General features: G+C 56.7%; 14 protein-coding genes. 11 read left to right on the forward strand and 3 right to left on the reverse strand.

Annotated elements, in window-relative coordinates; all coding sequences use genetic code 11:
• Positions 1-44: 44 nt before the first annotated feature.
• The 3 genes from AC4LF3_RS03495 to aceE all read right to left on the reverse strand — a co-directional run bounded on the left by AC4LF3_RS03495 (position 45) and on the right by aceE (position 7,749).
• A complete protein-coding gene (locus tag AC4LF3_RS03495; RefSeq protein WP_491834782.1) occupies positions 45-2,732 on the reverse strand; it encodes a putative bifunctional diguanylate cyclase/phosphodiesterase in 2,688 nt (895 codons plus the stop codon).
• A gap of 349 nt (positions 2,733-3,081) precedes the next feature.
• The gene (gene aceF, locus AC4LF3_RS03500) at positions 3,082-5,076 is read right to left on the reverse strand and encodes a dihydrolipoyllysine-residue acetyltransferase (protein ID WP_491834783.1); all 1,995 of its coding nucleotides are present in this window, start codon (positions 5,074-5,076) and stop codon (positions 3,082-3,084) included.
• Between the two features lie 27 nt (positions 5,077-5,103).
• Positions 5,104-7,749: a pyruvate dehydrogenase (acetyl-transferring), homodimeric type gene (gene aceE / locus AC4LF3_RS03505; protein WP_074823126.1), complete on the reverse strand. Its 2,646-nt coding sequence runs from the start codon at positions 7,747-7,749 to the stop codon at positions 5,104-5,106.
• A 232-nt stretch (positions 7,750-7,981) separates the two neighbouring features.
• Between aceE and glnE the strand changes: the two genes are divergently transcribed.
• The 11 genes from glnE to AC4LF3_RS03560 all read left to right on the forward strand — a co-directional run bounded on the left by glnE (position 7,982) and on the right by AC4LF3_RS03560 (position 21,858).
• Positions 7,982-10,951, forward strand: a complete 2,970-nt coding sequence (gene glnE / locus AC4LF3_RS03510; protein WP_491834784.1) for a bifunctional [glutamate--ammonia ligase]-adenylyl-L-tyrosine phosphorylase/[glutamate--ammonia-ligase] adenylyltransferase — start codon at positions 7,982-7,984, stop codon at positions 10,949-10,951.
• A 13-nt stretch (positions 10,952-10,964) separates the two neighbouring features.
• Positions 10,965-11,888 carry a branched-chain amino acid transaminase gene (locus tag AC4LF3_RS03515; protein WP_010797051.1) on the forward strand — a complete coding sequence of 308 codons (924 nt, stop codon included), beginning with the start codon at positions 10,965-10,967 and terminating at the stop codon, positions 11,886-11,888.
• A 59-nt stretch (positions 11,889-11,947) separates the two neighbouring features.
• A complete protein-coding gene (gene waaF / locus AC4LF3_RS03520) occupies positions 11,948-12,982 on the forward strand; it encodes a lipopolysaccharide heptosyltransferase II (protein ID WP_491834785.1) in 1,035 nt (344 codons plus the stop codon).
• Entirely contained in the window at positions 12,983-14,050 is a 1,068-nt protein-coding gene (gene waaC / locus AC4LF3_RS03525; protein ID WP_491834786.1) for a lipopolysaccharide heptosyltransferase I, read from the forward strand.
• Positions 14,051-14,123: 73 nt separating this feature from the next.
• Positions 14,124-15,245 carry a glycosyltransferase family 4 protein gene (locus AC4LF3_RS03530; protein ID WP_491834787.1) on the forward strand — a complete coding sequence of 374 codons (1,122 nt, stop codon included), beginning with the start codon at positions 14,124-14,126 and terminating at the stop codon, positions 15,243-15,245.
• On the forward strand, positions 15,242-16,048 hold the full coding sequence (gene rfaP, locus AC4LF3_RS03535) for a lipopolysaccharide core heptose(I) kinase RfaP (RefSeq protein WP_491834788.1): 807 nt from the start codon (positions 15,242-15,244) through the stop codon (positions 16,046-16,048). The genes AC4LF3_RS03530 and rfaP overlap by 4 nt, the downstream gene beginning before the upstream one ends.
• Positions 16,048-16,779: a lipopolysaccharide kinase InaA family protein gene (locus AC4LF3_RS03540; RefSeq protein ID WP_312270531.1), complete on the forward strand. Its 732-nt coding sequence runs from the start codon at positions 16,048-16,050 to the stop codon at positions 16,777-16,779. The genes rfaP and AC4LF3_RS03540 overlap by 1 nt, the downstream gene beginning before the upstream one ends.
• A complete protein-coding gene (locus tag AC4LF3_RS03545; protein ID WP_197872161.1) occupies positions 16,776-17,531 on the forward strand; it encodes a lipopolysaccharide kinase InaA family protein in 756 nt (251 codons plus the stop codon). The genes AC4LF3_RS03540 and AC4LF3_RS03545 overlap by 4 nt, the downstream gene beginning before the upstream one ends.
• Positions 17,528-18,979 carry a lipopolysaccharide kinase InaA family protein gene (locus AC4LF3_RS03550; protein ID WP_491834789.1) on the forward strand — a complete coding sequence of 484 codons (1,452 nt, stop codon included), beginning with the start codon at positions 17,528-17,530 and terminating at the stop codon, positions 18,977-18,979. Before AC4LF3_RS03545 ends, AC4LF3_RS03550 begins: the two co-directional genes overlap by 4 nt.
• Positions 18,980-18,983: 4 nt before the next feature.
• A complete protein-coding gene (locus AC4LF3_RS03555) occupies positions 18,984-20,741 on the forward strand; it encodes a carbamoyltransferase family protein (RefSeq protein WP_491836237.1) in 1,758 nt (585 codons plus the stop codon).
• Positions 20,725-21,858 (forward strand): glycosyltransferase, encoded by a 1,134-nt coding sequence (locus AC4LF3_RS03560; protein WP_491834790.1) that lies wholly within the window; start codon positions 20,725-20,727, stop codon positions 21,856-21,858. The genes AC4LF3_RS03555 and AC4LF3_RS03560 overlap by 17 nt, the downstream gene beginning before the upstream one ends.
• The last annotated feature ends 4 nt before the right edge of the window (positions 21,859-21,862 follow it).

Consider the following 21,862-nt stretch of genomic DNA (forward strand, 5'->3'; position numbering starts at 1 on the left):
TGGCTGCCTTCCTCGATTCCAAGGCTTTACAACAGGCGGCGCGACTAGATCTTGTTAAGGTTCAGATAGCGACGAAGGCTATCAAGCAGCTCGTTACCAGGAATGGGACGGTCAAACAGATAACCCTGGCCTACGTCGCAATGATGGCGACGTAGAAAGCTCAGCTGTTGTGTCGTTTCGATACCTTCAGCCACAACCTTGAGTCGCAGGTTGTGGGCCATGGCCACTACGGCCGACGTGATTTCCATATCGTCCTGATTGGCCGGAATGTCCTTGATAAAGCTTCGGTCGATCTTGATGACATCGATCGGGAATTTCTTGAGGTAGCTGAGCGACGAATAGCCCGTACCAAAATCGTCCATGGCCAAGCTGAGCCCGATCTGCTTCATTTCCTCAAGCTGTTGGCGCGTCTCATCGGTTGCATCCAGAAGTAGGCTTTCGGTCAGTTCAAGTTCAAGGCGATGAGGAGGGAGGCGCTCTTCAATCAGAATGCTTCTGATTGAGCTGACAAGCTCCTGATCAGTGAACTGCTTGGGAGAAAGGTTGATCGCCATCTGCAAATGGCCCAGGCCAGCGGCATCCAGCGCCTTGATTTGCCTGCAGGCTTCCCGAATGACCCATTTACCAATCGGGATGATCAGACCGGTCTCTTCCGCCACGCTGATGAACTGATCGGGTCGTATCATGCCCCGTTCGGGGTGATTCCAGCGCAACAGCGCTTCAAGCCCCAGCAGTTGGGCACTTTTGAGGCAGATCTTGGGTTGATAATGAACCTCTAGTTCGTTGAGCTCGAGGGCACGGCGAAGGTTATTTTGCATGAAAAGCTTGTGACTGGCTTCGGTCACCAGCGATTGTGTATAGACCTGTACCCTATTTCCGCCGCTGGCCTTGGCCTTGTGCAACGCCAGGCCGGCATGCTTCATGAGCGTCTGCGAGTCTTTACCGTGATCAGGGGTGACGGTCAGGCCAATCGAGCAACTGACCAGCGTTGGCTGGCTTTCAACATAAATGGGCTTTTCGAGCATGCTTAGCAGTGCGCTCGCAACATCCAACCCTTCCTGGGCATCCATCTGCTCAAGCAGCACGGCGAACTCATTGCTGGCGATCCGCGCGATCAGCGTACTTTGCCCCAGTGAGCTTTGCAGGCGCCTGGCCAGGCTGACCAGCAGGTTATCGCCGGCTTCATGACCAAGGCTGTCATTGATGCGCTTGAAATGATCGATATCGATCAGCATCAGGCAGTTATGGATGTCTTCCCGTCCTGCCAGGCGCTTTTCCAGGCGATCAATGAAGTAGTGACGATTGGCCAGCCCTGTCAGGCTGTCACGATAAGCCAGCTTTTCCATATTCTGCTGAGTCAGCTTAGCCTGGGTGATGTCCTCGAAGATACCAATGTAGTGGGTCAGCTCACCGTTGTCTGAGTAGACTTTGGAAAGCGAAAGATGACCCCAGTAGGAGATCTGGTCCTTGCGTTGGCAGCGAAGCTCGCCTTGCCAGCTGTTCTGTTTTTCCAGAGCTGCATAGGCGTCGGGCAGGAGTTCTGACCAGTTGGTCAATGCCGGTAGCTCACTGATGGGCTGACCGCAGACTTCTTCGGCAGTGTACTGGGTAATGGTTGTAAAGCTGGGGTTGATGTATTCGATCTCTCCTTTGCGATTGACCAGCAGAAAAGCATTGGCGCTCTGCTCAACCGCCCGTTGGAACAGATGCAGGGCATGGGTGGCACTGCGGCGCTCCTGGCTATCAAGCACTTTGGCGTACTGATCGGCCAGTTCGCAGGCAAACGCAATTTCATCATTCTGCCAGATTCTGGGCTGGCCGGTTTGCTCAAGGCGAAGGATGCCTAATATCCGGCCATCTACACGTATGCAGATATCCAGAAGCGAGCAAATGTCATGGGCGAGCAGATACGGCTTGGTCCATTCGCGTGTACGAGGATCATGTTGAGCATCCTGCGCATCGATTGATCGGGCCTTATGAAGCGCCTCCACATACGCTGGAAAATCATCCAATGACCAAGAGGAGACAGACGGCGTATTAGGAGATTCGCCATGAATGTAGACAGAGCGTAAATGGTTTTCGCCCACCTGCCACACACTGGCTCGTTTCACGCTACAGGTTTCACTGGCTGCACGAGTGATCAGTTGGGCCGCTTCCTGAAGCGGGTCGCTGGAGCTGTAGGCGTGTTGTGTCAATTCAAGCAAAAGATTGCGGTGTGCTCTTACCCGATCAACACGAGCTTGTTCCTGTACGCAGGACTGCTCAAGAAGATCCAGCGAGGCTTTAAGATCCCTGTTTTGCGCCATCAGCGTAGTAGTCAGTCGCTCGGCCTCTGAAGCCAGCTCCACAGGGATCAGGTAGCCGTGCAGGATTTCACGACCATGGCGGGAGATTGCCTCGCCAATTTCAACCATTGACGTCGCGCCTGCCGGTGCGTGCAGGGTATAGCGAATGACGTAATGGCGGCGCTTGAGCAATTGCTGCTGTATGGCATCGTGCAGGTGATAGCGTGCCGCAGGCTCCATGAGGCTGGCGTAAGGCGACTCGAGAAGCGAGCAAAGCTCATAGGCAGGCAGCCCCAGACTTTTTTCACATGCATGGTCTAGATCCAGCAGCGCCCAGCTGGGCTCATTGAGCCGCTCGAAGCGCAACATCCCCAGCTGTGCGGGCACAGGCGGCTGCGTAGCAACCTCGGCCACTGAGAGACTGGCAGCATCAGGATGAATCTTCATGCGGCGGTTCGCTTCCAACGGCTCTTGATAAGGGGCGCGTACTTATGGGTTATGCCAAGTCGACTTAACGAAAGGGCGTACAGTAAGCCAATCCGGTTTTATTTGCAGTGACTGTCTTCTGGATTCCGCCAGAACGAGGCACCCATAAGTCCTTTCAGGGAGCAAGGGTGCATCAAGCCAACCACACTGACAAGCGTCTCGATAAAACAGACAGCAGCTTTCTACTAAGAAGCTTTATCGATCCAGCAAGTCAAATTCTTTAAAAAAAACCCTGCCGGGGTGGCAGGGTTTCAGATGACCGAGCATTTCATCGGCCAGACGGTTGCCGGCAGAGGCCGGCATCGTCTCTTTACAGCAGCAGGCCGCGAATCTCGGCCAGCAGATCGCCCAGGCGCTTGGTGAAGCGGGCCGCAGCAGCGCCATTGATCACGCGGTGATCATAGGAGAGCGAAAGCGGCAGCATCAGGCGCGGCTGGAAGGCCTTGCCGTCCCATACCGGCTGCATGGTGGCCTTGGATACTCCCAGGATTGCCACTTCCGGTGCGTTGACGATCGGCGTAAAGCCGGTGCCGCCAATGTGGCCGAGGCTGGAGATCGTGAAGCAGGCCCCTTGCATGTCGTCGCCGGAAAGCTTCTTGTTGCGTGCTTTCTCAGCCAGTTGAGCGGCTTCGGCAGCCAGCTGCAGAAGACTCTTCTGATCGACGTTGCGAATGACAGGTACCAGCAGCCCATCCGGCGTGTCCACGGCAAAGCCAATGTGCACGTATTTCTTACAGATAATGGCCTTGCCACTGGGTGCGAGCGAGGCATTGAAGTCCGGCAGCTCTTTGAGCACATGGGCGCAGGCCTTGAGCAGGAACGGCAGGATGGTCAGCTTGACGCCCGCTTTTTCTGCCACAGCCTTCTGACCCACACGGAAGGCTTCAAGATCAGTGACATCAGACTGATCGAATTGCGTTACGTGAGGCACGTTCAGCCAGCTGCGATGCAGATTGGCAGCACCTACCTGCATCAGGCGTGTCATCGGAACTTCTTCGATTTCGCCAAACTTGCTGAAGTCCACGGTCGGGACCGGAGGAATTCCGGCGCCACCGGTAGCTGCCGCTGCGGCCGGAGCAGATTTGCTCTTTTGCAGCTGATCCTTTACGTACGACTGGACATCTTCCTTGAGAATACGTCCCTTCGGACCGGTTGGCGTCACTTCGCTCAGCTCGACGCCGAACTCGCGTGCCAGCATCCGTACAGCCGGGCCAGCATGCACTTTCTTGCCAGGCTGGCCGGTGGGCGTGGGCGCTTGCGGTGCCTTGGCCGGCGCTGGGCTTGGACTCGCCTGCTTTTGTGCCGGAGCTGCGTTTTGCTGAGCCGGTGCAGGCTTCTCAGCCTTTTTCTTCGGTGCTGCGCCTTGAACCTTCAAGGTCAGGATCAGATCGCCAGTTTTGGCCTGGTCACCTACCTTGATGGAAACGCTTTCCACCACGCCCGCCTTGGGCGCCGGGATTTCCATGCTGGCCTTGTCGGATTCCAGGGTAATCAGCGACTGGTCCGCTTCTACCGTGTCACCCGCTTTGACCATCACTTCGATCACATTGGCGCTACCGGTCGAGCCGATGTCAGGCACCTTGATCTCTTCAGTGCTCTCGCCAGCAGGCTCATCGTCGGCCGTCTCGTGCAATTCAGGCTCGGCTGCCTGCACGGCAGGCTTATCACTGGTGGATTGAGCCGGTGCAGAGGAAGCGTTGCCGCTTCCCTTGAGTACCAGAATCAGGTCACCTGTACCTACTTCATCACCCACCTTGACGGCGATACTTTCAATCACGCCGGCAGCAGGTGAGGGGATCTCCATGCTGGCCTTGTCAGACTCCAGGGTAATCAAGGTCTGCTCGGCTTCGATACGATCACCAACCTTGACCGGAAGCTCGATAATGTTGGCCTTGCCACTGGTGCCGATATCCGGCACATGGATTTCCTGAGCAGTGCCTGTTCCAGCTTGGTCGTCTTCCTTGGCAGACGCGGACGGGTCCTCGTCGCCTGGAGGCGTCGGCATTTCAACTTCTTCGTCAGCAGAGCCGGCCGCAACTGCCATGGGCTCGGCTGCATCGGTTTCACCCGATGCGCCATCTTCCATGTCCAGCAGCAGGTCGCCGGTTTTCAGCGTATCGCCCAGCTTGACGTGCAGCGCAGCGATCTTGCCGGCTTTCGGGGCCGGGATCTCCATGCTGGCTTTGTCGGATTCGAGCACGACGAGGCTTTGTTCAGCCTCGACGGTGTCGCCCACCTTGACCAGAATTTCGATGATCTCGCCTTCGCCACTGCCGATATCAGGTACGCGAATGGTTTCACTCACAATAATTTCTCCTTTTCACCGTCGGCATCAGCAATCAAGCGGGTTGCGCTTGAGCGGATCGATACCGAACTTGGTGATGGCATCCGCTACGACCTGACGCTCGATAGCGCCACGATCGGCCAGGGCTTGCAGAGCAGCCAGGGCGACCCAGTGGCGATCCACTTCAAAGAAGTGACGCAGTTTTTTGCGCGAGTCGCTGCGGCCGAAACCGTCAGTGCCCAGCACTTGGTATTCCTTGGATGGAACCCACTGGCGAACCTGGTCGGCGAACAGCTTCATGTAGTCGGTAGAAGCAATGACCGGGCCTTCACGTCCTTCCAGACACTGCTGGATATAGGCCTTGCGGGGCTCCTCCAGCGGATGCAGGCGGTTCCAGTGATCAACTGCCAGGCCATCACGGCGCAGCTCGTTGAAGCTGGTGACGCTCCAGATGTCTGCACCGATACCCATTTCGCGCAGTAGGGCTTTTGCTTCGCGAACCTCACGCAGGATGGTGCCCGAGCCCAGAAGCTGAACGCGATGCTTGAAATCGCCGGTTTCTTCTTCCAGGAGATACATACCCTTGATGATGCCTTCCTCGGCACCTTCAGGCAGCGCAGGCTGCTGGTAGTTCTCGTTCATGACCGTGATGTAGAAGAACACATTCTTCTGCTCTTCGGTCATCTGACGAATGCCTTCGCGAATGATGACCGCCAGCTCGTAGGCATAGGTGGGGTCGTACGTACGGCAGTTCGGAATGGTTGCTGCCAGGATATGGCTGTGACCGTCTTCGTGCTGCAGACCTTCACCGTTCAGCGTAGTACGACCGGCAGTACCACCAATCAGGAAGCCACGCACCTGGCTATCACCAGCGGCCCAGGCCAAATCGCCGATACGCTGGAAGCCGAACATCGAATAGTAGATGTAGAACGGCAGCATCGGCTGGTTGTAAGTGCTGTAGGACGTACCGGCTGCAATGAAGGAGCTCATGGCGCCTGCTTCGTTGATGCCTTCCTCGAGGATCTGGCCTTTCTTGTCCTCGCGGTAGAACATCACCTGATCCTTGTCGACAGGCTCGTAGAGCTGACCGACGGAGGAGTAAATGCCAAGCTGACGGAACATGCCTTCCATACCAAAGGTACGGGCTTCGTCCGGGATGATCGGGACGATGCGGCTGCCCAGATCCTTGTCCTTGACCAGCTGGGACAGGATGCGCACGAAGGCCATGGTGGTGGAGATCTCGCGATCGCCAGAGCCGTCCAGGATAGCTTTCAGCGTTTCCAGCGGTGGTGTCGGAATACTGATGCTGGTAGTACGACGCTGCGGTACCGAGCCGCCCAGCGCTTCGCGACGCTTGCGCAGGTACTTCATTTCCGGGCTGTCTTCGGCAGGACGGAAGAAGGGCAGGTCGGCCAGCTGATCATCGTTCAGCGGAATGTCGAAGCGGTCGCGGAATTTCTTCAGGCTCTCCACATCGATCTTCTTGGTGTTGTGGGCGATGTTCTTCGCTTCACCCGCACCGGTGCCATAACCCTTGATGGTCTTGGCAAGAATGACCGTCGGCTGACCCTTGTGGTTGACCGCCTGATGGTAGGCTGCATACACCTTGTACGGATCATGACCGCCGCGGTTGAGCTTCCAGATGTCCTCATCGGACATGTCCTCAACCATCTTCAGCAGCTCAGGGTTGGCGCCGAAGAAGTGCTTACGAACGAACGCGCCGTCCTTAGCCTTGTAGTTCTGGTATTCACCGTCGATGGCTTCATCCATGCGCTGCTGCATGAGGCCGTTTTCGTCACGGGCGAACAGGGGATCCCAGAGGCGACCCCAGATAACCTTGTTCACGTTCCACTGGGCGCCGCGGAAGACGCCTTCCAGTTCCTGGATGATCTTCGCGTTACCACGAACCGGACCGTCCAGGCGCTGCAGGTTGCAGTTGATCACGAAGATCAGGTTGTCCAGCTTTTCACGACCTGCCAGAGAGATGGCGCCCAGGGTCTCTGGCTCGTCAGTCTCGCCGTCACCGATAAAGCACCAGACCTTCTGCTTGCCGGCCGGGATGAAGCCGCGGTCTTCCAGGTACTTCATGAAGCGTGCCTGATAGATTGCCGTGATCGGACCTAGACCCATGGATACGGTCGGGAACTGCCAGAAATCGGGCATCAGGTGCGGGTGCGGATAGCTCGACAGACCGTTGCCATCTACTTCCTGGCGGAAGTTGTTCATCTGGTCTTCGGTCAGGCGGCCCTCAAGGAAGGCACGTGCGTAAACGCCAGGAGAAGCGTGGCCCTGGTAATACACCAGGTCGCCGCCATGCTCTTCGGTTGGCGCTTTGAAGAAGTAGTTAAAACCAATGTCGTATAGCGTAGCGGACGAAGCAAAGGTAGAAATGTGGCCGCCAAGGTCCGGGTCGCGGAGGTTGGTACGAACCACCATGGCCAACGCATTCCAGCGTACCAGCGAGCGAATCCGCCGCTCCATGAAGAGGTCGCCCGGCATCTGGACTTCTTTGGTAACCGGGATCGTGTTGCGATACGGGGTGGTGATCGCGTAGGGAAGCTGTGTACCTGTCCGAGTGGCCAGCTCACCCATACGGGTCAGCAGATAATGAGCTCGGTCTTCACCTTCGCAGTCTAGTACGGACTCCAGGGCGTCCAGCCATTCCTGGGTTTCGACGGGATCAAGGTCTTGCATGGCTTGCTCCAGGGCGGAAAGGCTTCCAGAATCGGTTGCCTCGGTATCGCCGCCATCCTCTTGGGGGCAGCGTGAATTCTTGGATTATGACCGGGTGGTTCCCGGCCGGCGTGTAGTTTTACTACAAAACGGCGGTCGTTTCAGCTGCTCAGGTCAATGTCCGTTATAAAACAACGACAAATTGTCGTGCGGTTTGACCTTCTCCTCAGCCGTTGACTCCACAGGATAGACCATGAGCCTGCCTTCTCTCACTGCTATTCCTGATTCACTTGCCGAACCTGTAAGGTGTGCGCAGGCACGCCTCATGGAGGCATTGAACGCACAGCCTGAACGTTTGCAATATTTTTCAGCATGGCCGCCAGCGCGGCGCAGCGACCTGTCACGGGTGATAGCGGCCAGCGAGTTTGTCGCTGAGCAGATTCAGCGCGATCCGGCATTAATGCTGGATCTGGCAGACGAGGGCCTATTCGAGCGATCGCTGCCAGCCGGCACTATTCACCAACAACTGACCGACTGTCTAGCCGGATGTTCGGATGAAAACCAACTCGGACAGCGCTTACGCCGCTTTCGGCTGCGGCACCAGGTTCGCATTATCTGGCGCGATCTGACACGTCAGGCCGACCTGCTCGAGACGTGCCGTGACCTGACCGAACTGGCCGATGCCTGTATCGATGAGGCCTACCAATGGCTGTACAAGGACCAATGCCGTCAATCCGGGGTCCCGATGGGGCATCGGACTGGAGAGCCGCAGCATATGGTTATCTTGGGAATGGGCAAGCTGGGAGCGGGCGAGCTTAACCTTTCGTCCGATATCGATCTCATTTTTGCCTACCCCGAGGGTGGCGAGACAGTAGGGGCGCGTCGTGCACTGGACAATCAACAGTTCTTCATTCGCCTAGGCCAACGGCTTATCAAGGCCCTTGATACGATTACCGTAGATGGCTTTGTCTTCAGGGTTGATATGCGCTTGCGTCCCTATGGCTCGTCAGGCGCACTGGCGCTGAGCTTTTCGGCCATGGAGCAGTATTATCAGGACCAGGGTCGGGACTGGGAACGTTACGCCATGATCAAGGCGCGCGTTGTGGGAGGCGATCAGCAGGCCGGAGCACAACTGCTCAGCATGTTGCGCCCCTTCGTCTACCGGCGTTACCTGGACTTCTCGGCGATTGAAGCGCTGCGCAACATGAAGCAGCTGATCCAGCAGGAGGTCAGGCGCCGTGAGATGGACGACAACATCAAGCTGGGCGCAGGCGGCATTCGAGAGGTGGAATTTATTGCACAGGCCTATCAGCTGATTCATGGCGGACGGGAGCTAAGCCTGCAGCAGCGCCCATTGCTGGTAATCCTGAGCGTACTGAAGGATCTGGGCTATCTTCCCGCCGAGGCAGCCGAGGAGATGCGAGACGCATACTGCTTTCTTCGCTACGTGGAACATGCGCTACAGGCGATTGGAGACCGACAAACACAGAAATTGCCTGACAGCGAGCTGGATCGTGAGCGGGTGGCTTTCATGATGGGCTTCGATAGCTGGACTGCTTTTTTAAGCCGGCTGACCCATTGGCGCACCCGTATCAACTGGCATTTTCAGCAGGTTATTGCTGACCCGGACGAGGGAGTGGACAGTCAGTCAGAAATTGGGCAGGAGTGGCTACCCCTCTGGGAAGGCAGCCTTGAGGATGCAGCAGCTATCCAGCAGTTGAAGGAAGCAGGCTTGAGCAGTCCTGAGTCAGCCTGGTCACGGTTGTGTGCGCTACGCAGCAGCAGTCAGGTTCGGACCATGCAGCGAATGGGGCGGGAACGGTTGGATGCCTTTATGCCTCGGCTGTTGACTCAGATTGTTTCTCATGACGAGCCCGACCAAGCCCTGGATCGCGTTCTACCATTGATCGAGGCCGTCGCCAGGCGTTCGGCATACTTAGTGATGCTCACGGAAAACCCCGGAGCACTGGAGCGTCTGCTCCAGCTCTGCAGTGCAAGTGTGTGGATTGCAGAGCAAATCACGCGTTTCCCCGCCTTGCTGGATGAGTTGCTTAACGAGGGCCGCTTGTATCGCCCACCTCAAAAGCCTGAGCTGGTCGCCGAGCTGCGGGAGCGGATGGCGCGCATCCCTGAGGATGATCTGGAGCAGCAGATGGAAATGCTCCGGCATTTCAAGCGCGCCCATGGACTGCGAGTGGCAGCGTCCGAAATTGCAGGTACGCTAGCCTTGATGAAGGTCAGTGATTACCTGACCTGGATGGCGGAGGCGATTCTTGATCAAGTGCTTGAGCTGGCCTGGCGACAGATGGTTCAGCGCCATGGCCGTCCGCAACGTGCCGATGGGTCGCCATGTGATCCGGACTTCGTGATCGTAGGCTACGGCAAGGTGGGCGGTATTGAGTTGGGGCACGGTTCTGACCTTGATCTTGTCTTCATTCACGATGGTGATCCGTTAGCCGAGACGGATGGCGGCAAGCCTATCGATGGTGCTCAGTTCTACACGCGTCTCGGACAGCGCATCATCCACTTCCTGACCACATCGACCACCGCCGGAACGCTGTATGAGGTCGACATGCGCCTAAGGCCTTCCGGGGCTGCCGGGCTTCTGGTCAGTACGATCAAGGCATTCGAGCACTACCAGCAGAACGAGGCCTGGACCTGGGAGCACCAGGCATTGGTGCGGGCGCGGGTGCTGGCCGGTTGTCCGGTCGTCACGGCACGGTTCGAGGCTGTACGGGCTGCTGTCCTGAGCCAGCGTCGCGATGAGGCTACACTGCGTCGTGAGGTCGGCGAGATGCGGATGAAGATGCGGGAAAACCTGGGAACCAAGGCTACCTCCGGTGGATCGTCGCCGATTGCCTTCGAGGCGGGCAGGGCATTTGACCTCAAGCAGGATGCAGGCGGTATCGTCGATATTGAATTTATGGTGCAATATGCGGTTCTTGTCTGGTCCTGGCAGCATCCTGATCTGCTGCGCTTCACCGACAATATCCGCATTCTGGAAGAACTGGAGCGGGCTGGATTGATCGCGGGTCCAGATGTCCATCTGTTGCAAGAGGCTTACAAAGCCTACCGTGCTGCCGCACACCGCCAGGCTCTGCAGAAGCAGGCAGGCGTAGTGGATGGCAGCCTCTTCCATGACGAGCGACACGGCGTCATGCGGATCTGGAAGTCGCTTGCGCTCGACCCACTCGCTGCGCAGCAGTACGAATCGAATTCTTGAGGAGCTGCAAATTATGTCGATGTCCGATCGTGACGGTGTGATCTGGTATGACGGTGAAATGGTGCCGTGGCGCGATGCGACCACTCATGTTCTGACCCATACGCTGCATTATGGAATGGGTGTGTTCGAAGGCGTTCGCGCTTACAACACCCCTCAGGGCACAGCAATCTTCCGTCTACAGGCGCACACGGATCGTCTGTTCGACTCCGCCCACATCATGGGCATGAAGATGCCTTTCACCAAAGACGAGATTAACGAAGCGCACCGTGCGGTGATTCGTGATAACAACCTTGAAAGCGCCTATCTGCGTCCGATGGTGTTCTACGGATCGGAAGGCATGGGGCTGCGTGCGACCGGTCTGAAGGTGCATGTGATCGTGGCCGCCTGGCACTGGGGCGCCTACATGGGGGAGGAGGCGCTGGAACAGGGCATCAAGGTACGTACCAGCTCCTATACCCGTCACCACGTGAACATCTCCATGACCCGTGCAAAGGCCAACGGACACTACATCAACTCGATGCTGGCACTGCAGGAAGCCATTTCCGGCGGTGCAGACGAGGCCCTGCTGCTGGATCCGGAAGGTTATGTGGCTGAAGGCTCCGGTGAGAATATCTTCATCATCAAGGATAATGTCATCTACACGCCTGAAGTAACGGCATGCCTCAACGGCATCACCCGTAACACCGTGCTGACACTGGCCAAGGAGCATGGCTACGCGTTGGTTGAAAAGCGTATTACGCGTGACGAAGTCTATATTGCGGATGAAGCATTCTTTACTGGTACTGCCGCTGAAGTGACCCCCATCCGTGAAGTCGATGGACGCACCATCGGCGCCGGCCGCCGTGGTCCGGTGACCGAAACGCTGCAAAAGGCCTACTTCGATCTGGTTACCGGCAAGACTGATAGCCATGCCGAGTGGCGTACTGCAGTGAAATAAGCCGCACGTACAAGGCTCATGGTAGATACTATGAGCCTTGTACGTTGTAGCGTGAGCCTATGAGAATTCTGATAATCGGTCCTTCCTGGGTCGGCGACATGGTGATGGCGCAGACGCTGTTTAAGAGTCTGCAGGCGCTTCATCCCGGTTGTGCCATTGATGTGCTGGCGCCTGATTGGAGCCGTCCTCTGCTTGAGCGGATGCCCGAAGTACGCTCGGCGCTGAGTTTTCCGCTTGGGCATGGTGCTTTTGAGCTGGCAACGCGTCGGCGTATCGGTCGTAGTCTGCGCGGTCAGTACGATCAGGCCATTCTGCTGCCAAATTCGCTCAAGTCGGCCCTGGTTCCCTATTTTGCGGACATTCCCAAGCGCACCGGCTGGCGCGGCGAGCTGCGTTTCGGCCTGCTCAATGACATAAGAACACTGGATAAGGCGCGCTACCCGCTGATGATTGAGCGCTTTATCGCACTGGCCTATCCGCCTGGGGCTGAGTTGCCCAAGCCTTATCCACATCCCCAACTGCGAATCGAGTCTGCCAGCCGCGACGCGGCACTTGGCAAGTTTGGCCTGGAGCTGGACAGGCCGGTGTTAGCATTATGCCCAGGCGCCGAGTTTGGTGAATCCAAGCGTTGGCCCGCAGCTCACTACGCCGAAGTGGCCAATGTAAAGATCAGGGCAGGGTGGCAGGTCTGGCTGTTCGGCTCGCAAAAGGATAATGCGGGCTGCGAGGAAATCCGCGAGCGTTTGATTCCAGGCCTGCGCGAAGAGGTCACGAACCTGGCGGGGCAGACGGCGCTGGCCGAGGCTATCGACCTTATGTCCTGCGCGTCGGCAGTAGTCAGCAACGATTCTGGCCTCATGCATGTCGCCGCCGCACTGGATCGCCCGTTGGTTGCGATCTATGGATCGACGTCCCCAGGCTTTACGCCACCCTTGGCCGAAGAGGTTGAGGTCGTACGGTTGGGTATTGAGTGCAGTCCGTGTTTTGATCGGACCTGTCGATTCGGACACTACAACTGCATGCGTCTTCTGGAGCCTGCTGCCGTGCTACGTGCACTGGATCAACTGGTTGCTGATCCGGTCGAGGTGGAATAAGTGCGGGTGCTTTTGATCAAGACATCGTCATTGGGCGATGTGATTCATACGTTGCCAGCCCTGACGGATGCCAGTCGTGCGTTTCCGGGAATCCGCTTCGACTGGGTTGTTGAAGAAGGCTTTGCCGAGATTCCATCCTGGCACCCAGCGGTGTCTCAAGTCATTCCTGTAGCGATTCGCCGGTGGCGTAAAAACCTTTTCCAGACGCTGAAAAACGGGGAGTGGTCGCGCTTTAAGGAGCGTCTGCGAGATACTCACTACGATGTGGTGATCGATGCCCAGGGGCTTCTGAAAAGTGCATGGTTGACTCGGTACGTCAAGGCGCCGGTAGTGGGGCTTTCGCGCGAGTCGATCCGCGAGCCACTGGCAAGCCGGTTTTATGACCGAACCTGCCAGGTTGCTTGGGGACAGCATGCTGTCGAACGACTCAGGCAACTGTTTGCCCAGGCCCTGAGCTATCCCTTGCCAGAGTCCACTGGCGATTACGGATTGGATCGCACACGTCTTGCCGAGCCCCAGGCAAGCGGACCTTATGTATTGTTTCTGCATGGTACGACCTGGGCGACCAAGCACTGGCCGGAGCGCTATTGGCGTGAGCTGGCTGAAGCGGCTCGGCAGCTCGGGGTGCTGGTGCGCTTACCATGGGGCAATGACCCCGAGCGCGAAAGAGCAGAACGTATCGCCTCGGGACTTGAACATGTGTCGGTTCTCCCCAAGATGTCATTGGCTGGGGTGTCCCGCGTACTGGTTGGCGCCAGCGCCTGCGTGGCAGTTGATACAGGCCTGGGGCATCTGGCGGCTGCGCTGGATGTGCCGACACTGTCATTGTTTGGGCCGACCGATGCCAGACTGACAGGTGCCTATGGCCGTTCCCAGGTACATCTCACCAGCGATTGGGTCTGTGCGCCCTGTCTGCAGAAGCAGTGTACCTACGCTCCCTCTGAAGACGACCGGAGACTGTTTGATGTTTCCCAAGAGCAGCCCTTGTGCTTCTCGCGTGTCAATCCGGCACGGGTTTTCGCCTCTCTGGAAGCGATGCTGTCCAGCAAAGGACAGCGTTTGTGCTGAGTTATCATGGTTCGACAGGTTTGAACGTCATCACCTGCTACGGTGATCCGCTATTTTTTATGGGCATATGCTGATGCGTCTGGCTTTTGTTCTCTACAAGTACTTTCCCTTCGGGGGGCTACAGCGTGACTTCATGCGTATTGCCCAGGAGTGCCAGCGTCGTGGTCACTCCATTCGTGTCTATACGTTGATCTGGGAGGGTCCTATACCTGAAGGATTCGACGTGCGCGTTGGATCAGCCAAGGCGTTGTTCAATCACAAACGCAACGAAAAGTTTACGGCCTGGTTCCAGCGCGATCTGGCTAGTGATCCAGTGGATCGCATTGTTGGCTTCAACAAGATGCCTGGCCTGGACGTGTATTACGCGGCCGATCCCTGCTTTGAAGAAAAGGCGCAGACACTGCGTAACCCCCTGTACCGAAAGTGGAGCCGCTATCGTCATTTTGCCGAGTACGAGCGGGCCGTGTTTGAGCCCGAGTCCAAGACCCAGGTCTTGATGATCTCGGAGGTCCAGCAGCCGTTCTTCGTCAAGCACTACGGGACGCCGGCCGAGCGTTTTCATCTGCTTCCGCCTGGTATCGCAGCAGACCGCCGCGCACCGGCCAATGCCGAAGAAATACGCAAGGCGTTTCGCCAGGAGTTCGGTCTGGACGATACGTCACTGCTGGTTGTGCAGATCGGTTCGGGCTTTAAGACCAAAGGGCTGGATCGCTCTCTGCGAGCAGTCGCTTCGCTCCCCAAGGCACTCAAGGAACGGGTGCGCCTGATTGTTATCGGGCAGGACGATCCCAAGCCGTTTCTGTTGCAGACCAAGGCGCTGGGCATTTCCGATCAAGTGGATATTCTCAAGGGGCGGAGCGATATCCCGCGTTTTCTTCTTGGGGCGGATCTGTTGATTCACCCAGCTTATAACGAGAATACGGGAACGGTACTGCTGGAGGCTTTGGTGGCCGGTTTGCCTGTGCTGGTAACCGATGTCTGTGGCTATGCTCATTACATCACGGACGCCAACTGCGGCCGGGTAGTGCCTAGCCCATTTGAGCAGGAGCAGCTCAATACTCTGTTGGCCGACATGCTCAGCGATGATTCGCAGCGCACTGCATGGTCCCGTAATGCCCTCGCTTATGCCGAGACTGCCGATCTGTACAGCATGCCCGAGCGGGCGGCTGATGTTATTCTGGAGCCGCGCTTGTGAAGCTTGTGCTTGAAGAGCCTTTCCGCTCCCTGTGGGTGGGGCGCGATGCCTTTGAAGCGGTAGAAGCGCTTCAGGGAGAAGTTTTTCGGGAGTTGGAAGGGCGACGTACCCTGCGTACCGAAGTCAATGGCAAGGGGTATTTCGTCAAAATCCATCGAGGGATCGGATGGGGCGAGATTGCCAAAAACCTGTTACAGCTGAAACAGCCGGTACTGGGTGCAGGGCAGGAGTGGCAGGCTTTGCAACGTCTGCATGAGGCTGGTGTGCCTACCATGAACGCCGTGGCTTTTGGTGAGCGAGGCAGTAACCCGGCCGAGCAGCACTCTTTCATTATCACGGAGGAGTTGGCACCTACCATCAGCCTGGAAGACTACACGCTGGCTTGGCCCGTTCAGCGTCCCAAGGCGAGTATCAAGTGGGCCCTGATCGATGAGGTGGCCAGGATGACAGGCACGATGCACCGTGCAGGGGTCAACCATCGAGACTGCTACATCTGTCACTTTCTATTGCATACCGATCGGCCCGTTGAGTCGGGTACATTGAGGCTGTCACTTATCGACCTGCATCGCGCTCATACGCGAGACCAGGTGCCTAGACGCTGGCGCGACAAGGACCTGGCTGGTCTGTATTTCTCTGCACTGGGTATCGGGCTGACTCAGCGGGATTTCCTGAGGTTTCTTCGTGTGTATTTTCAGCGGCCATTGCGGCAGATTCTGCGAGAAGAGGCCGCGCTCCTGCAGCGATTGCAGCGCAAGGCCGAACGGCTCTACGAACGCAAGCAGCGTTACGGAGACAGGCTCTGATGGCCCAGTGGCGTATTGATCCCTCTGTGGAGCATATAGCGGAGTTTGCCAGTCTTGAGCGGGTATTCACCTTGCAAGGCGAGCATTTGACCAGTGACCCTCTGTCTGAAGTGATACGTGTCACTTATGAGGGGATTCGTTATTACGTCAAGCGCTATACCGGCGCAGGCAAGGGCCTGCGCCGGTATATGGGCCGTCCTCGCGTCAAGTCTGAGTGGCAAAATCTTAAACGCTTTGCCAGATGGGGTATTCCAACAGCGCCTGTCGTGGCCTGGGGGCTTGAGCGCTCAGGCGGACAATTTACCCGCGGCGCCATGATAACTCGTGAAATTCCCCAGACCGATGACCTGGCTGTCATGGCCCATCACGATGATCCGCGCTTGAGTGATCCGGCCTGGGTCGATCAGTTGAGCCTGCAGTTAGCACGTGCTACTCGCACCATGCATGACCATCACTTCGCTCATAATGATTTGAAGTGGCGCAATCTGCTAGTTGATCAAGCCGGTACGCTGTACCTCATCGATTGTCCGGCAGGGGCCTTCTGGTTTGGTTCCTGGCTCAGGCGACGCATCATCAAGGATTTGGCCTGCCTGGATAAGGTCGCTAAATACAAGCTTTCACGTACGCAGCGGCTGCGATTCTACTTGCGTTACAAGGGGCGGCAGCGGCTAAGAGACTCCGACAAGGAGCGAATCGTACATGTATTGAATTACTTCAAGGGGCGCGAATGAGCGATTTCCTGTCTGCCAAAGATGCCGCCATACTAGAGCGGCACGGGCTCTCAACGTTCGAAGCGCTCTGGTCGCTTCAGCTGGAGGCGGTCGACGAGCCTAACGCCAGGCGTGGCGGCTGGAGCACCGTCTACCGGCTCGATCTCGACGAGGCGTCCTATTTCCTCAAGCGTCAAAGCAATTACCTGACGCATGACCTGCTTCACCCCCTGGGAGAGCCCACCTTTGCTCGGGAGTTTCGTAACATCCAGCGTTACAGCACGCTCGGTATTCCGGCACTGGAAGCTTCGTTCTTTGGCGAGCGCAAGGTAGGGAATGAACGGCAGGCCATTCTGCTGACGCGAGCATTGGATGGATGGCGGGATCTGGATAGCTGGCTGGCCGAATGGCCAGAGCTACCCGAGCGGACACGCCATACGCTCCTGGCGGCTATAGGCGTACTTGCCAGAACCCTGCATGCAGCGGGGCGTATTCATGGCTGTTTTTATCCCAAGCACATCTTTCTTCAGGAGCAGGAAAGCGGGTTTCTAACGCGCCTAATTGACCTTGAAAAAACACGCCTGTTGCTATTAGGGCGTAAGGACCGAGTTAAGGATCTGGAGCCGCTATTAAGGCGCGCACCGGTCTGGAGCGAGGCGGAAGTCCGGCTGTTCCTGGCGGCTTATCTACAGATGGCGCCTGATAGCCGTGAAGTCGATACCTGGTTACGCAAGCTCAGCGTGCGTCGTCGCAGCAAGGAAGCGCGACCATGAAACTGAATGAGCTAGCCCGGTCTGGGCGAGCCCCAGCGCTGCCTGTTCAGATTGAATTGCCTGAGGGCTCGCTGACTCTGATATCACTCCTGCGCGTGTTACCTGGACAACGCTATGTAGGTGAGGCTCGGTGGCAGGGCCGCTCGGTGCTGGCCAAGCTGTTTGTAGGCGCTCGCTCGGAGCGACACTATACGCGTGAGCGTGAAGGTTGCCGTTTACTGATCGACAACCAGCTGACAACGCCGGCTGTTGTGGCTGAAGGCTTCGAGGCCGACAAGGGCGGCTGGTTACTGTTTGAGTTTCTGGAGAACGCAGTGAGCCTGGATGCCTTGTGGCGAAGGGTCGATCAGGAACCTCCTCTTTCTGATAGTCAGCAGGACGTCTTGGGGATGTCGCTGGCTGCCATTGGCGAGTTACATGCCAAGGGGCTCTGGCAGGACGACTTGCATCTGGACAACCTTCTTCAACAGGACGGGAACATCTACGTTATAGATGGGGCTGACATCCACGCCGAGTCCCAGGGAAAGCCCCTTTCTCAAAAGCAGGTTATGCAGAACCTAGGCGTCTTTTTCGGACAGCTACCTGCCCGGTTTGACGCCTGTATCGAAGAGTTGCTGGTGCATTACCTGCTGGTGAATGGCGAGCATGCCCTGAGACCGGAAGCGATCCAGCAGGAAGCGGTCCGTATTCGCACGTGGCGCCTAAAAGACTTTCTGGAGAAAGCCGGACGAGATTGCAGCCTGTTCAAAGTGAGCCGATCCAGTGAAGGCATCCAGGCCATGCGCCGGGACAGCGAGGCGGTGGTGGAACCGCTGTTGGCCGATCCAGACCGTTTCATTGCCCAGGGGCACCGCTACAAGGATGGCGGCGCCGCCACGGTGGCACGTGTGGAGCATGCTGGAAATACCTATATTCTGAAGCGCTACAACATCAAGGGCTTTGGGCATTGGTTGACGCGCTTTTGGCGGCCCAGCCGCGCCTGGCATAGCTGGATCCAGGGGAATCGCCTGCGCTTTCTGGGCATCGACACGCCTAAACCCTTAGGCGTAATGGAAAAGCGCTGGCTAGGTTTGCGCCGGCGTGCCTACCTGATTACCGATTATGCGTCAGGGCAGGATATACTGGCGCGCTTTGAGCCGTACCGGGATAGCGCCCCACCTGAGCAAGACTTGGCCGCGCTGGATGTTCTTTTTGAGGGACTGATTCGCGAACGAATCAGTCATGGCGATTTAAAAGGGAATAATGTGCTCTGGAATGGCAATCACTGGTCGTTGATCGACCTGGATGCCATGACTCAGCACAGGAGCCAGCAGCAATTTGAGAAAGCCTTTGCACGAGATCGTGAGCGCTTTCTGCGGAACTGGCCCAAGAGCAGTGCCCTGTACCGGCTGCTTGATGAACGCATTCCATCCCTGCCTGGGCGCAGGGATGATTACTCTAGAGGTTGAACCTGTGGCATTGACGATTCTGGGCCTGTCCGGCGCCCTGAGCCATGATCCTTCCGCTGCACTTTATATCGACGGCAAGTTGATCGCGGCGGCTGAAGAAGAGCGCTTCGTGCGTGACAAGCATGCCAAGAACCGCATGCCCTACGAGTCGGCCAAATTCTGCCTGGAGCAGGCCGGTATCAAGCCAAAGGATGTGGATGTCGTAGCTATTCCATTTGCGCCGATCAGCCTGTTTGGCGAGGCTCGCTGGCATTATGCCAAGCGCTATGCCTATGCTCCTGACCGCGCGTTGGATGCCATTCTCTTTGGTAATCGCCGCTACAAGCGCTATCACAAGCGTATCCAGTGGTGCCTGCAGCAGTTGGGCTTTGATTTGAAAAAAATCAAGACCGAGCCTGTCGAGCATCACCTGGCACATGCCTCCAGTGCCTACCATTGCTCCGGTTTTACTGAAAAGACCGCCATTCTAGGCATTGATGGCAAGGGCGAGTACGCGACTACCTTTTTTGGTTATGGCGAGAATGGCAGGATCCACAAGATCAAGGAGTTCTATGATCCGGACTCCCTGGGTGGGCTCTACGGTGCGATCACCGAATTTCTCGGCTTTGAAATGCTTGATGGCGAATTCAAGGTCATGGGGATGGCACCCTACGGTGACGCGAGCAAGTATGATTTCTCCAGGCTGGCGAAATTCGAAAACGGCGAGCTGATCATTAATACCGATTACGCTAACGTCATCGGCTTCCGTCGCTATAAGGAAAAGGGCAAGGGCTACTACTTCTCGCCCAAGCTGATCGAGTGGCTTGGCCCGAAGCGGGAAGGGGATATCGCCGATGATCCCTATATTCATTATGCAGCCAGCATGCAAGCACTCTTCGAAAAGCTGGCGCTGGAGATGATGGATTACTACCTGGGCGATATCATCAAGGAAACCGGCAAGATTGCCTTTGCTGGCGGCTGCGCCTTGAACGTCAAGCTCAACCAGAAGATTATTGCGCGTCCAGAGGTCAAGGAGCTGTTCGTTCAGCCGGCGTCTGGTGATGCAGGAACGGCAGTCGGTGCGGCAGCCTACGTATCGCACCAGCGCGGTGTGCCGGTCGAGAAGATGGAACACGTCTACCTCGGGCCGTCCTATAGTAACGAGGACGTAATTGCCGCCTGTGCCCGTCACCCTAATGCACCCAAGTGGCGCAAGCTCGACGACGTCCCCCAGCGTATCGCTAAAATCATGGTGGACGGCAATCCGGTGGCCTGGTTCCAGGGCCGCATGGAGTTCGGCCCGCGTGCGCTGGGCGGCCGTTCCATCATTGGCTGCCCGAGCGTTCCGGGTGTGGCCGACCGTATCAATGAGCAGATTAAGTTTCGCGAACGGTGGAGGCCTTTCTGCCCTTCGATGCTCGACACCGTGGCACATGAGATGCTCAAAGTTGACCATCCTTCACCCTTCATGACGTTTACCTTTGAGGTCAATGAAGAGTGGAAAAACCGTGTAGGCGAGGTTGTCCATGAGGACGGTACTTCCCGCGCCCAGGTGCTGGAACGTCGACACAATCCACGCTGGTATGACCTGATGAAGGAGCTGGAAAGCCTGACTGGCAACGGCGTTTCGTTGAACACCTCATTGAATCGTCGTGGTGAGCCGATGATCTGCTCACCGACTGATGCACTCAATATGTTCTACGGATCGGATTTGCAATACCTGATCATGGAAGACATCCTCGTAGTCAAAGACGGTGCGGATGCCTATGACTCGATCAGCTGAACCAAGGGTTTTACAATTTTGCCATGGCTATGATGGCCCTTTCCTGGACTGTGCCCGGCAATACGCAAGCCTGTTCAAAGGAACAGGCTATCGGGTCACGACAGTTTTTCTGACCGGCGCTGCCGATGCCGAGGTTGCCACCCAGTGCGCCTCGGATGAAGTGCTGTTCATGGAGTACAGCTCCAAAGATATTCGTGGATTGAAGCTTGGTGCTATCCGTGCACTGCGAGAGATTGTTCGCTCCAGAGGCATACGGTTCATCATTGCCCATCGCTTCAAGCCTACCTGGATCGCCTGTTTGGCTACGAAAATCCCGGTTATCGGGGTGAGTCATGCCTATGGTGACTATCAACGCTTTAGCCGGCGTGTGTTTGCTAAAGCGTTCCGCAGGCGGCTGACGCTTCTGGCCGTTTCTAATGCAGTACGCGATGAACTACGTGCCAAGCTGCCTGACTGGCCGCATGAGTGTATTGAAACGCTGTACAATCGGGTCGATGTAGAAGCACTTCGTTCTCAGCAGTTGACTCGTTATGCTGCTCGTGAGCAGTTGCGTCTTCCGCAAGAGGCCTGGATTTTAGGTAACGTTGGTCGTTTACATCCAGATAAAGACCAGTCTACTTTGCTAAAGGGTTTTGCTAAAGCTCTCCCGCATTTCACTCAAGATGCATTACTCGTCATCATAGGCAGCGGTCGTCTAGAGGAAGAGCTCAAGGAGGAAGCGCGTGAGTTAGGAATAGCTCATCAGGTTCTTTTTATTGGTCAAATACCCAATGCACGTCTGTATTTTCAAGCTTTCGATGCTTTTGCGTTGAGTTCGGATCACGAGCCGTTCGGTATGGTGCTTTTAGAAGCCATGGTTGCCGAAGTACCTCTAATTGTTACTGGCTGTGGTGGCGCACGGGAGATTGTCGAAGGCATAGGTGTGCTGTTTCCATTAGGGGATGGCCAAGCGCTTGCTGAAGGTCTTGTTAGCTTAGCTCAGTTGGATAAGCGGCAACGGCATGCCTGCAGCGCAGCTATGGCAGAGCGTCTAGAAACATTATTTTCAGATGAAGCCGCCCGCCGCCAGTTCTGGAGTTTGCCTCAAATAGTAAAACTAATGCGTAGCGTGGAGTAGCGGG

It is taken from the genome of Pseudomonas sp. C2.3V, assembly GCF_058536325.1.